The organism is Defluviicoccus vanus (assembly GCF_014672695.1).
Classification (GTDB): Bacteria; Pseudomonadota; Alphaproteobacteria; order Rhodospirillales; family Defluviicoccaceae; genus Defluviicoccus; species Defluviicoccus vanus.
Genome location: NZ_CP053923.1, coordinates 96,650 through 109,594, shown reverse-complemented (window position 1 = coordinate 109,594; position 12,945 = coordinate 96,650). Strand labels below are relative to the sequence as shown.

General features: G+C 64.0%; 12 protein-coding genes. 3 read left to right on the top strand and 9 right to left on the bottom strand.

Features of this window, described 5'->3' with window-relative positions; genetic code table 11:
- Positions 1-28 precede the first annotated feature (28 nt).
- Positions 29-1,060, top strand: coding sequence for a TAXI family TRAP transporter solute-binding subunit (locus HQ394_RS00495; RefSeq protein WP_190261556.1), 1,032 nt, complete (start codon positions 29-31; stop codon positions 1,058-1,060).
- Entirely contained in the window at positions 1,061-2,437 is a 1,377-nt protein-coding gene (locus HQ394_RS00490; protein ID WP_190261555.1) for a leucyl aminopeptidase family protein, read from the top strand.
- A 283-nt stretch (positions 2,438-2,720) separates the two neighbouring features.
- On the opposite strand, the gene HQ394_RS00485 is transcribed toward HQ394_RS00490, so the two are convergent.
- From HQ394_RS00485 to HQ394_RS00475, 3 genes are all read right to left on the bottom strand, one after another.
- Positions 2,721-3,659 (bottom strand): complex I NDUFA9 subunit family protein, encoded by a 939-nt coding sequence (locus tag HQ394_RS00485; RefSeq protein WP_190261554.1) that lies wholly within the window; start codon positions 3,657-3,659, stop codon positions 2,721-2,723.
- A 123-nt stretch (positions 3,660-3,782) separates the two neighbouring features.
- The gene (locus HQ394_RS00480) at positions 3,783-5,228 is read right to left on the bottom strand and encodes a malonyl-CoA decarboxylase (protein ID WP_190261553.1); all 1,446 of its coding nucleotides are present in this window, start codon (positions 5,226-5,228) and stop codon (positions 3,783-3,785) included.
- Positions 5,229-5,282: 54 nt separating this feature from the next.
- On the bottom strand, positions 5,283-6,674 hold the full coding sequence (locus HQ394_RS00475) for an NAD(P)H-hydrate dehydratase (protein WP_456151510.1): 1,392 nt from the start codon (positions 6,672-6,674) through the stop codon (positions 5,283-5,285).
- 148 nt (positions 6,675-6,822) lie between these two features.
- On the opposite strand from HQ394_RS00475, the gene HQ394_RS00470 reads away from it, so the two are divergent.
- On the top strand, positions 6,823-8,154 hold the full coding sequence (locus HQ394_RS00470; RefSeq protein ID WP_190261551.1) for a D-amino acid dehydrogenase: 1,332 nt from the start codon (positions 6,823-6,825) through the stop codon (positions 8,152-8,154).
- 31 nt (positions 8,155-8,185) lie between these two features.
- On the opposite strand, the gene HQ394_RS00465 is transcribed toward HQ394_RS00470, so the two are convergent.
- From HQ394_RS00465 to HQ394_RS00440, 6 genes are all read right to left on the bottom strand, one after another.
- Positions 8,186-9,076: an NAD(P)-dependent oxidoreductase gene (locus HQ394_RS00465; protein ID WP_190261550.1), complete on the bottom strand. Its 891-nt coding sequence runs from the start codon at positions 9,074-9,076 to the stop codon at positions 8,186-8,188.
- Between the two features lie 83 nt (positions 9,077-9,159).
- Positions 9,160-9,990 carry an inositol monophosphatase family protein gene (locus HQ394_RS00460; protein WP_223291747.1) on the bottom strand — a complete coding sequence of 277 codons (831 nt, stop codon included), beginning with the start codon at positions 9,988-9,990 and terminating at the stop codon, positions 9,160-9,162.
- Positions 9,991-10,009: 19 nt separating this feature from the next.
- The gene (locus HQ394_RS00455) at positions 10,010-10,279 is read right to left on the bottom strand and encodes a hypothetical protein (protein WP_190261549.1); all 270 of its coding nucleotides are present in this window, start codon (positions 10,277-10,279) and stop codon (positions 10,010-10,012) included.
- 249 nt (positions 10,280-10,528) lie between these two features.
- Positions 10,529-11,824 (bottom strand): GTPase HflX, encoded by a 1,296-nt coding sequence (gene hflX, locus HQ394_RS00450; RefSeq protein ID WP_223291746.1) that lies wholly within the window; start codon positions 11,822-11,824, stop codon positions 10,529-10,531.
- An 83-nt stretch (positions 11,825-11,907) separates the two neighbouring features.
- Complete coding sequence (hfq, locus tag HQ394_RS00445) at positions 11,908-12,159, bottom strand: RNA chaperone Hfq (protein WP_190261547.1); 252 nt, start codon at positions 12,157-12,159, stop codon at positions 11,908-11,910.
- A gap of 144 nt (positions 12,160-12,303) precedes the next feature.
- Complete coding sequence (locus tag HQ394_RS00440) at positions 12,304-12,933, bottom strand: HAD family hydrolase (protein WP_263053752.1); 630 nt, start codon at positions 12,931-12,933, stop codon at positions 12,304-12,306.
- Between the last annotated feature and the right edge of the window lie 12 nt (positions 12,934-12,945).

Sequence of the window (12,945 nt, the reverse complement as noted above, 5' to 3'; positions counted from 1 at the left end):
GGCAAGTGAGCCTGGGAAACATCCGCCGATGTCGCTTCGCCGCCGTCGTCTTCTGTCCATCCTCGCTCTTGCACCGGCGCTTGCCGCGCTGTCGCGACTGCCGTTGGCGCAAGCGGCAGGCGAACGATTTCTTCGCATCGGCACAGGTCCCATCGGTGGCAGCTATTTTCCCATTGGTGGTCTCATTGCCAATGTGATCAGCAGCCCACCCGGCTCCATGACCTGCGGTCCTCGCGGCGGCTGTGGGGTGCCGGGGGTGATTGCCGCCGCGGTCGCCTCGCCTGGCTCGGTGGCGAATTTACTCGATCTTGCCAGCCGAACCGTCGATCTGGCGATTTCACAGGCCGACGTCGCTCGCGACGCCTATACCGCCGCCGGGCCATTCGCCAGCAAGCCGCCTCTGGTGCAACTGCGCGCCATCGCCAGCCTGTTTGGCGAGGCATTGCATCTGGTCACCCGCCGTGACAACGGCATTGCCTCGGTAGCCGATCTGGCGCGTCGGCGTGTATCGCTGGGCGAACGGAACTCAGGGACGCTGGCTACCGTCCGGGTGGTGCTACACGCCTATAACCTGAAGGAATCGGCGCTGATTGCCTCCTATGATTCTCTGGTGCGCGCCGCCGGCGCCCTCGCCAACGGCAGTATCGATGCGTTCTTCATGGTCGGCGGCTATCCGCTGGACGCGGTCACCCATCTAACCGATACGCTGCCGCTCGCCCTCGTTCCGATCGCCGGCGAACGGGCTGCCAGCATCACCGCCTCCTCATCGACGCTGCGCCCGCTCACCATCCCCGAGGGGACCTACCCCGGGATCGGCGCTATCGCAACGCTGGGCCCACGCGCCCAACTGCTGACGACATCGGCGATGGATGATGATCTCGCGTTCGCCATTACCACCGCATTATGGGACCCACGCAATCGGCCGGTGCTCGACGGTGGATCAGCGCTTGGTCGGGAAATCCGCTTGGCGCGCGCGCTCGAAGGTCTCATCATCCCGCTGCATGTCGGTGCCTTCCGGTACTATTGGCAGAGCGGCATGAAGCCCTCCGGTGAGCGATGAATGGCGGCCACAGACTGTCTGACTGACGACGCGAACAACGCCTGTGTCATCGAAGGCGTTCGCAAGGGTGATCTGGATGCTTGGCTCGCCCGCCATGCGGATGATCGCACATGGCTGCAGGCGTGCGGTTTTACCGCCACCCCGGGCGATGTCTGCCTGCTCCCCGCAGTCGACGGCGGACTGGCCGGCATTCTCCTCGGTCTTGGTGACGAGCCGCGTTGGCAATGGGCGAGCCTTCCACGCCAGCTGCCCGAAGGTGTTTATCGCCTAACCGACGACATCCATGGCCAAGACGCCGCCGATGCCGTGCTTGGCTGGGCACTCGGCAGCTATGGCTTCCATCGCTACCGTGATCGTGCCAGCCGTTCGGTTCGCCTGCTCTGGCCGTCGGCGGCGCCGCGCGCCCAGTTGGAACGGACAATCGAGGCGGTCGCCTTTGTCCGCGATCTGATCAACACCCCCGCCTCCGACATGGGCCCGGAGGAACTGGCCGAGGCAGCCCGGTCGCTTGCCCGCGGTTTCGGCGCGCACCACCGCATCACCGTCGGCAATGACCTGCTGCGAGAAAACTATCCCGCCATCCATGCCGTCGGCCGTGCCAGCAACCGGCAGCCACGGCTCATCGACCTGACCTGGGGAGAGGCCGACCACCCGAAGGTCACCCTGGTCGGCAAGGGCGTCTGTTTCGATACCGGCGGCCTCGATCTGAAACCGTCCGGCGCCATGAAGCTGATGAAAAAAGACATGGGCGGTGCGGCCATCGTTCTCGGTCTCGCCCGGATGGTCATGGCGGCTGGCCTGCCCGTGCGCCTGCGGGTGCTGATCGCGGCGGTGGAAAACAGCGTCGCCGGCAATGCCATGCGGCCGCTCGATGTGATCCGCACCCGCAAGGGCCTTAGCGTCGAGATCGGCAACACCGACGCAGAAGGTCGGGTCATCCTCGCCGATGCGCTAACGGAGGCGGCAACCGAGGACCCGGCGCTGCTGGTCGATGTGGCGACGCTAACCGGCGCCGCCCGGGTCGCGCTTGGCAGCGAAGTCCCAGCCATGTTCACGCCCGATGACGCTCTCGCCGAGCGTCTCCTCGCCATCGGCACTGAAGTGGGTGACCCGCTGTGGCGGTTGCCGCTCTGGCAGCCCTATCGCCGGCACCTCGATGGCAAGACGGCAGACCTCACCAACGCCCCGGATACGCCCTTTGCCGGCGCCATTCTTGCCGCCCTGTTCCTCGCCGAGTTCGCGGCGCCGGTTCGACCGTGGGTGCATCTGGATGTGATGGCCTGGAATACGGACAGCCGCCCTGGCCGTCCGGAAGGCGGCGAAGCGATGGGGATGCGCGCGCTTTATGGGCTGATCGAGCAACGCTTCAGTCGCTGATCGGGCTTTTGCCGCCGCTTAGGTGATCCATGACCGTAGCACCGGCGTAATGCTGCTGGACGCTGGCGATAATGAACTTGCACGCGGGCGTCCGGTGCACGCCTCCCTCAGGCGTATACCCCTGCCCGGCGCAACGGCTTGACGTCGATTGCCGGGACCATCCTCCGATTGGGTCCCTTGCTTCCTCCGCATTACACTCACCTGCGGCCGGCTTTGCCGGCCGCCGCTTTGCGTGCGTGCGCTCTCTTGCGGCCGAAAGCTCAGATCTTGGATGATGAAGAAGTCAGGCCAGCCGCTTGCGCTGCTTCGTCTGCGGCCGATAGCGGTGGAGGTAGGTTGGCAGCACCGCCTCCATGGTGGTGGGCGAAATGCCGAGATCACTGAGCGTTAACGCACCCGGCGAAACCACATTGTCGCGCCCGAGCAGCTTCAACTGATCGCGGGTCAGCGGCGGGACCGGCAACAGCTCAAGGAACGTCGCCTGCAGCGCTGCCAGCGACATGGGTATGGCGACGATCGGCCGATGGCGACCGGTAACGCGGAGGACGAGTTCAAGAAATTCGTGGAAGGTGATTACCCGCGGGCCACCCAACTCGTAAGTCTTGCCGCGGGTGTCCGGATCGTCGAGAATCCGCGCGATGGCACTCGCCACATCGGCGACGTAAACAGGCTGGAACTTCGCCGGAAACTCCGGTAGCACCGGCGATATGCGCGCCATCGCCGCAAATCGATTGAAGAAATCGTCTTCCGGACCGAAGACGACGCTGGGCCGGACGATCGACACCTCATCGAACGCTGCCTTTGCGGCGGCTTCGCCGGCGGCTTTGGTCCGTCCGTACGCGGCGGGCGAATTCGGATCGGCACCGATCGCCGACATCTGCACCAGCCGCTCTACCCCCGCCGCGCGTGCCGCCTTGGCAACGTTGGCCGCCCCGTCCACGTGCACCCGCTGAAAGGTTCGCCGTCCCTTCTGGTAAAGGATACCCACAAGGTTGACGACGCGCTTGGCACCGACCACGGCACGCTCGACACTTTTCATGTCGGTCACGTCAGCGGCAAAGGGCACCACCTGACCGGGGTCGCCATCCACCTTGAGGAATGTCGCTGAATCCGGGTTGCGCACGGCGACACGGCAAAGCCAGCCGTCTGCTGCCAGACGACGAACAACGTGCCGGCCGACAAACCCCGACCCGCCGAAGATGGTGACCAACTGTCTCGACATCGCATGACTCCCCGGCTGCGAACGGCGTATATCCCCGGCGCTTAACCCACAACGCTGCGCCCGTCAACGGCGCGAGCCGCTTGTGGCGGCTCCGATGACGTCGATCGAGCGTCGGATGGCGTGCTAATCGCTGAGCAGCCCGCGGACGGCCGATGAAACGGCGCGCTTGCCGCCGGTCCGGTACCCTTCATGATTGGCATCGATCCGGCTCAGGTCGTAGCGATAGTTGATCATCATTCCCGCCGATTGGCTGAGCCCCTTCTGCGAACGATCGGCCATCCAGTTGATGCGCTCCACCCGTGCACCGTTGTTGAGGTGAAAATGGGCAACAGGATCAAGCGCCGTACCGTTGCTCCGGCTCTCCTTGACCAGATAGCGCGCGCACAGCCGCGTCAGGATCGGCCGCAGCGCCTTGCTCAAGCTGGTATCGTTGCACCAATCGGTCCGCTCGAGGACTTCCCGCAGCCATCCCTTGGCGCCCTTGTCAACGCCCAGGCTGGAAGCGAGCGCCTTGCGTTCAGCGGGCAGCAACAGCCCCGAGTCACCGTCGGCGAGCACTTTGTGCAGCCACGGCATGAAGCTGGGAATCGGTGACAGCGTCGCGTAGGTCTTGATGTCGGGAAATTCATGCGAGAGCTGGTCGACTACCCGCTTGATCAGGAAGTTGCCGAAGCTGATGCCGTCGAGGCCCCGCTGCGCGTTGGAGATCGAGTAGAAGATCGCTGTATCCGCTTCCTTCGGATCATGCACCGGCGCAGTGGGATCCAGCAGCGTCTGGACGTTGCCGGCCATACCATCCACCAGGGCGACCTCAATGAAGATCAGCGGCTCGTTCGGCATCCGCGGATGGAAAAAGGCGAAATATCGCCGGTCGAAGTCGAGGCGATTCTTCAGGTCGTCCCAGCTCTCGATGGGATGCACCGCCTCGTAGGCAATCAGCCGCTCGAGCAACGCGCCAGAAGCAGTGTCCCAGGTGATGCGGCGCAATTCGAGGAAATCAACGTCGAACCAGGTGGCGAGCAGACTACGAATGTCGTCCTGTAGTTGCCCAAGTGCCNNCGAGTCGCGATGCGCCAAGGGCAATAGCTCGGCGCGCATGTTGACGAGAAACTTCACCCCTTCCGGCAGGCTGTTGAACTGGGTGAGCAGGCGCACGCGCGGCGCCTCCAGCGCCTGGCGAAGCTTGCGGCGGGCCATTCGACGCGCATCCGGATCAGACGCCTCTTTCAAGACTGCGACCGCTTTCTCCACCTCCGTCTCGTCCACATCGAAATCTTCGGCAAGCACGCGCAGAAAGCGTTCGCGGCCGGAAGCATCGAGGGCGAGATAGGACTGTCCGAGCGCCGCCGCTCTTGAACGGGCGGCCACATCGCCGCCGCGACGCTCAAGACAGGAGCGCAACTGTTCGCGAATGCGTGGAATATCGTCGTCTGGCAGGTCAGGCCGCGTGCTCGCCCAGGCCGCGTCGTAGTCGGCGCCGGCGATCGACTGCCAGCGAATTCGCAACGAGCGCAGCGCCTGGCGAAAGCCGCCGCGGGTTTCTTCTACCCGAGCCAGTGTTCTCGTCATGTTTCTTCTGACCTCCTCACCTGCGCTTATGGCACGCCAAGCCGGACCGATCGTTCATCCGCCGGCCCGCCGGAATCGACGCAGCTCATCCAGAACCGCAGGCACCGTCGTAATGATATCCTCGGCAATCAGGCCGCACCCGACCTTGCTGCCACCCCGACCATGGATATAGGCGCCGGCGCACGCCGCCTCAAATGCGGCGAGCCCCTGGGCGGCGAGACCGAGAATGATCCCCGCCAGCACGTCGCCACTCCCCGCGGTCGCCAACTCCGGCGGGGCAGAGGTGTTGATCGCCAGCCGGCCGTCGGGCGCAGCGATCACCGTATCCGATCCCTTGAGCAGGACCACCGCCCCACTTGCCGCCGCCGCCGCCCGGGTCCGGGTGATCTTGTCGCCCGTGGCGCAAAACAGCCTGGCGAACTCGCCGTCGTGCGGGGTCAGAATGCAGGGACCGTCGATGGCCTGGAACAGCGTCGCCGGATCATCGCGAAACACCGTCAGGGCGTCCGCATCGAGTACCGTGGTCCGACGCTGACCGAGGATGGCCAGCACGCGGTCGCGGGTGCGGGTGTCCGCCCCGGCGCCAGGGCCGATCAGGATGGCGTTCTTGCGCGAGNNATCGGCGATCAGGTCGCCGAAGGCCTCGGCGCCCGCCAGATTGGCGACGATCGTTCCCGGCTGGTCGCTGGCGTAGATGGCAAAAGCGGCAGCATCAGCGGCGATGGTGACCAAACCAGAGCCCACACGCCGCGCCGCCGCTGCCGCCAGGCGTGCGGCACCGGTCATCGCATCGCCACCGATCACCAGAGCGTGGCCGCGGGAATACTTGTTGCCGCCCGCGCGCGGCCAGGGGAAGCAATCAAGCCACGCGGCTGGTTCATTGGCAAACGCCATGGGCGTGATGGAGTCCAGCACCGCTTCGGGAATGCCGATGTCGGCAACGATCAACTCACCCACCAGATCGCGGCCGGGCAGCAGCAGATGCCCCGGCTTGGCGCGAAAAAACGTCACCGTTGCCCGACACAGGGGTGCGGTGCCGCGTACCGCACCGGTGTTGCCATCGACACCACTCGGTACGTCGACACCGATACAATCGAGCCGGCGCTGATTGATGGCATCGATCACCTCGGCTGCCACGCCGTCGATCGGCCGGGTCAAACCAGCGCCGAACAGGGCATCGACGACGAGCGGCGCATCATCGAGGCAGGAAATCGCCAAGGGCTTTACCGGGCCGCTCCAGCGGCCAGCATTGATGGCGGCATCGCCGCGCAGCGTCGCCGGATCGCCCAGCGCGAACACGCCGACCGGCCAGCCGCGCGCCGCAAGCAGCCGCGCTACTACATAGCCGTCACCACCGTTGTTACCCGGCCCGCAGAGCACGGCTACCCGCCGCGGCGCTCCGAGGTTCCGGACGGCACGCGCAACCGCCGTCCCGGCCGCCTCCATCAGACTGAGGCTCGGCACTCCGGCAGCGGCAGCCGCCGCATCGGCTGCGATACATTTCTTCGACGAAAAGGAGTTCGCGCCGCCCTGCCATCGATCCACCATCGCTTCACAGCCACGAGGAAGCATAATAACGGGGCTTGGCGACGCAATGGCAAAAGCCGCATATACAGGAGAACCAAACCATCTCCAGTCGTCCGCGGATTCAGTGACCCAGCACGCGCCCTCCCCCTCTGTCGTCGTCATCGGCGCCGGTGTTGTCGGCATAACCACCGCCTTCTATCTGGCCCGTCAGGGTGCCCAGGTGACGGTGGTGGAACGCCAGCCCGACTGCGGCCTGGAGACCAGCTTCGCCAATGGCGGCCAAATCTCCGCCAACCATGTAACGCCCTGGGCGACCCCGGCAACACCGTGGAAGGCATTGAAATGGCTCGGCCGCAGCGATGCGCCGCTGCTGCTGCACCTGCGCTGGGATCCGCTGCTGTTCGGCTGGCTATGGCGCTTTCTCGGCAACTGCACCACCGCCCGGGTGCGAAGGAACGTCGAGCGTGCGCTGCGCCTCGCCCTTTACAGCCGAAGGGAGATCGCCCGCCTACGGAACGAGAACGACCTGCACTACGATGCGCTGCAGCGGGGCATTCTGCATATCTTTCGCGACCGCGCCGAGTACGAGGCAGCGCTGCCGCTGGTGGACGTCATGGCAAGCCTCGGCTGCGAGCGGCGGATCATCAGCGCCGCCGACTGCGTCGCCCTCGAACCGGCGCTGAGCGCGGTGGCGCCGCAGCTCATTGGCGGCATTTTCAGTCCCGACGATGAAAGCGGGGACGCGTACAAGTTCACCATGGAACTGAGCCAGCACTGCGCTGCCCAGGGCGTCACCTTTCGCTATGCGACCGAAGTGAATTCCCTGGTCGAATCGTACGGACGCGTCGAAGCTCTCAAAACCAGCACCGGGACGATCACCGGCGAACGCTTCGTCGTCGCCTGCGGCAGCTTTTCGCCGCGATTGGTGCGCCCGCTCGGTCTTCGCCTGCCGGTCTATCCCGGCAGGNGCTACTCGGTGACTATGCCGATCGTCGCGCCGTCGCTGGCACCGACGGTCAGCCTGATCGACGATGAATTCAAGATGGTCTACAGCCGGCTGGGCGATCGGCTACGCATCGCCGGTACCGCCGAATTCACCGGTTACGACGCCCGGATCGACGACGCCCGGGCGCAGTTCATGCTCGCCAAAGCCACCGAACTGTTTCCCCACTGCGGCGATGTGGACAGGGCGGAGTTCTGGGCCGGACTGCGGCCGTCAACGCCGGACGGCGTGCCGATCATCGGTGCGACGCCAATCCGCAATCTCTTCCTCAATACCGGTCACGGCACCTTGGGGTGGACGATGGCCTGCGGCTCTGGACGTGTCGTTGCCGATGCCGTTCTCGGACGGCCGCCGGCGATTTCGCTCGACGGCCTCGGCCTCGACCGCTTCCACTGAAGCCGAAGCGGCGATCGTCGTGATGCGGCGCTCAATCGACCGCGGGTGTCGCCACATCGCTGCCGCGCAGCCGGCGAATGAGGCTGGTAATGTCGCGCCGCCCTCCTCCGTCCCGCTGCAAATCGGCAAAGAACTGATCGACGACGGCGGTCACCGGCAAGGATGCCCCGAGCGATCGCGCCGTATCGAGACAGATGGACAGATCCTTGCGCATCCAGTTGACGGCGAAGCCAAAATCGAACTTGTCATCCAGCATGGTGCCAGCGCGGTGATCCATCATCCACGACTGCGCTGCCCCTTGGGAGATCGCCTGCAGCACGATCGAACCATCAAGGCCGGCATGCTCGACGAAGGCGAGGGCCTCGGCCAGGGCCTGCGTCAGCCCGGCGAGGCAGATTTGATTGACCATCTTGGTCAGCTGGCCGCTGCCGACGGGGCCGATGCGGGTGATCGCCTTGCCATAGGCGGCGAGAACCGGCTTGATCCGCTCGTAGGTCGCTTCCTCACCACCGACCATGATCGACAGACGACCGCCCTCGGCGCCTTGTTGGCCGCCGGACACCGGCGCATCGAGGAAGCCGACGCCACTTGCCGCCGAAGCCGCCGCCAGCTCACGCGCCAAAGCCGCTGAAGCGGTGGTATGATCGACGAGAACGCTGCCAGCTGACATCGCCAGCAGCGCGCCGTGTACACCCAACACCACCTCACGCACATCGTGGTCGTTGCCAACGCAGGTCATGACCACATCGGCGCCCTGTGCGGCTTCAGCCGGTGTGGGTGCCGTGCAACCGCCATAGCGCTCGACCCAGGCGTCAGCCTTCGCCGCTGAACGGTTGTAGACGGTGACCTGATGGCCGGCGCTCTGCAGATGGCCCGCCATCGGGAAGCCCATGACACCAAGGCCAATGAATGCGGCTCGCATCGTCCATGTCCTCCTTCGCTGCGTCCCGGCCGGCGCCATATGCCCTGCCGGGACTCGCTGCTGACACTTTGGTTTACCCTTGCTTACCCAAGCATCGCGTCGAGCCGCTGCCAGGCGTCCGGTGTCGGCGCCAGCAACAGGGTGCCTTCGCCGATGAGCGGTGACGGGCGATAGGGCGTCGGGCCGGCGCGCAGACGACCGTAGCCGCCTGCCTCCTGATGGATCAGCACGCCTGCCGCATGATCCCAAGGCTTAAGTCGGGTGTAGGCGGCAAAATCCAACTGGCCGCGGGCCAGTTCGGCATATTCACGGCCTGTGGAACCCACCCGGCTGATCTGGCGCGGCAGGACAACCGCATGGGTGGCCGCGCGCGTCCGCAACGCCGACGCCAATCGGTACGGCAGGGAGCCGGACATCGCCGCCACCTGCTCCGGCGCAGCGATCCGCAGTCGTTGCACCGTCCCGCCCGCATCCTCCTGCCAAGCGCCTTCGCCGGCACGGGCGCGGACCATCCGCGCGTTGATCGGATCATAAATCCAGCCGGCGACAGTGGCACCGCCGAGACAGAGCGCAATCACCACGGCAAAGCATTCGCGGCCATGGGCGAAGTTCACCGTCCCGTCGACCGGGTCCACCAGCCACACCGGATCGGACCCGGCAAGCCAGTCGAGGGTCTGCGGAGCGGCCTCGCAGGCCTCTTCGCCGACCACCCGGCTGCCCGGCAGCAGCGACGACAGCGCTGCGGTCAGCAGACGCTCGGCGGCGATATCCGCCTCGGTGACCAGATCCAGCGGGCTCGACTTGGCGCGGACTTCGTGCGTTGCCAGGTTGCGAAAACGCGGCAAGATCTCGGCCGCGGCCACGTCGCGGATGAGCTCGGTAAGGACGACATCGGAAGGGATGGCAAGCATCATCGACAGAAATCCAAGGGGATCACGCGGCGTAGATCTCCCGATCACGGTGATAACCGGTGGCGAAATCCTCCACCATCCGGGCAACTTCGGGATCGTACTCCGCCCGTTGCAGCAGCGCCCGGGTCACGAAAGAGCAGAACGCGACGGCTTCGCCTTTGCCGCGAAGCTCAAACTGGGCAGCGATATGATCAAGCGCGTGGTGCGTCTGCCGGCGCGCCATGACATTGAGCTGGGTCTTGACCAGCTGATTCTTACGTCGCCAACGGTCTTGTGCCTCGGCCTGGGCCATGGACTGCGCCTCGCTTGCCTAAGGATGACGCGAGACGGCCCCCGCCTCTCGCTGCGACTGCTGCCGGCCCGCCGAGCCCTGGATTGACGCCGGCAGCCGCAGGGATCCTCGCTCACGCCTTTGTAAGCGTTTGATCATAGAGATCACAGGCCGGGAGGCAACCGGCAGCCATGGGCGATCAGTTGGTTGCAGCAGGTCGCATGTTACGGCAGGCCTGCTGCAGCTGCGCAGAGGTTTCTGCCTGCACCTTCAGTTCTTCACCGCGCAGGACTCGATCGACCCCAGATCCGGATAGCGACGGAAGAAGCGAGCAGCATCGGCAGGACTCAGCCGCAAGCGCAGGTTGATACCAGCGGAGGTGTCGTGGCGCTCGATCACTTCGGCGTGAGCGTAGAGCCACGCCAGCTCGGCGCCGGCCTGCAATGGCAGATGCAGCTCCACGCACAGCGCCTGGCTCGCCAGACAGCTGTCAAGGGTCGCCAGGAGGTCAGAGCACCCCTCGCCGGTTTTCGCCGACAGCATAATGCCTGGCCGCTGGTCGCGACGAAGCCGGTTTGCCAGTTGCTCACGCTCTTCGTCCGCCAGCAGATCCGTCTTGTTCAGCGCCTCAAGCAGATTCTCGGGCTCGCTGTCGCCGAGGCCAAGGCTGGCCAACACGCTGTTGACGTCCGCCTTTTGCCGGTCGCTGTCCGGTTGCGAGACATCGCGGACATGGACGATGAAATCGGCCTCGGTCACTTCCTCAAGGGTAGCGCGGAAAGCCTCGATCAGTTCGATTGGCAGATCGGAAATAAATCCGACCGTATCGGAGAGGATGATGCACCTCCCGGATGGCAGGCGAACCAGTCGCATCGTCGGATCGAGGGTTGCGAAAACCTGATCGGCTGCAAACACCTCCGCTTCCGTCAAGCGATTGAACAGCGTCGATTTTCCAGCGTTGGTATAGCCGACGAGAGCAACGACGGGGAACGGGACGCGCTTGCGGGCGCGACGATGCAGGGCGCGGGTACGACGGACCGAAGCCAATTGCTGCCGGAGTTTGGTGATCCGTTCGCGGATCAGCCGGCGGTCGGTTTCGATCTGTGCCTCGCCCGGTCCGCCGAGAAAACCATGGCCACCGCGCTGCCGCTCCAGGTGGGTCCAACTGCGTACCAGTCGACTTTTCTGGTAATTGAGTGCTGCCAGTTCGACCTGAAGCTCGCCCTCGGCGGTACGTGCCCGATCGCCGAAAATCTCCAGGATCAGCGCAGTACGGTCGAGAACCTTGCACTGCCAGCGTCGTTCGAGGTTGCGCTGCTGGACCGGGCTCATTGCCGAATCGATAAAGGCAATACGCAGCGGATCGGCGACGCTGTCCTCAGCCAGCGCACCGATCAGCTCAGCCAGACGATCGACGGTTCCCGCGCCGAACAGGGTTCCCGGATGCGGCACCGGCAGGTTCACCACCTCGGCATGCGCCACCACCAAACCAAGAGCGTTGACAAGAGCAACGGCCTCCGCCAGCCGCGCCTCCGGATCCGCAGCCGAAGCACTCCGCCCTTTCACGAAGTGCGGATGAATGACAATACAAAGCTTTGTGCTTGAAAGCGAGCGTGTGTCAGCGATCACTGAAGACCGAACGGTTCAGATCAAGCGACTGAATTCTCTTTATCAGGCTCAAAGAGCTGTATCTGTATGGACGGCATAACGGTTGAAATCGCGTGCTTATAAACAAGCTGAGTATGACCGTCACGTCGCAACAAAACTGAGAATTGATCGAACCAAGTTATAATACCCTGAAGCTTCACCCCGTTGACAAGGAAGATCGTTACTGGCGTCTTGTTTTTTCGGACATGGTTAAGAAACACGTCCTGCACATTTTGTGATTTTTCCGAGGACATCGGTCCGATCCTTTTACAACTCGCGCACGTCGCCGATTTGTTATTTGGTTCCCCCAATTAACTTATTCGGCTCGCTGCGTCGTTTTTGCTCCCTGCAGCTGCGGCCACCGATAGAAGATGGCAAGCGTGCGGATACGCTTAACCTTACAGCGTCTGCAGTACCTTTGAAAGCGTCAAACACCCTGATACATGCACAACCGGTGGGTAGTCGACGAACTCCTTTGCTTCGGGGGCCGTCTCGCGTAGCAGCACTGGAACACATCCGGCGCGGACTGCGCACTCCAAATCCACATCCGTATCACCCACAAACCAGACATCGTCCCGGGAGGCGATATTGCTGCCATCCAGCGCTAGCATGACCGGTTCGGGCGACGGCTTGTCGCGGACCGCATCCTGCGCACCAACGACACGGGAAAAGTATCGTGACCAATTCAAGTGCGCCACCTCTGTACGCAAAAGATCCCCCTTTTTGTTGCTGACGACTGCCAAGTAAAGCCCCACTTCACTCAAAGTAGCAAGCATGTCTTCTGCATCGGGTAACGGCACCATGTTTTCAAGATGCCGTTCCATAAACCGGCTATGAAATACTTTCCCCGCCTCTTCCCATTTGTCGCCAAATAACGTCGGGTAGGTTTCCCGCATCGAGCCGCGGACGCGCTGGCGCGTTTCCTCCATTGTCCAGGGACGCATATCGAAGGCAACGAGGGTGTGATTTTGCGCATCCTGGATTGCCGACCAGCTGTCGATCAAAGTATTGTCCCAGTCAAAGATCACCGCCCGTGGCCG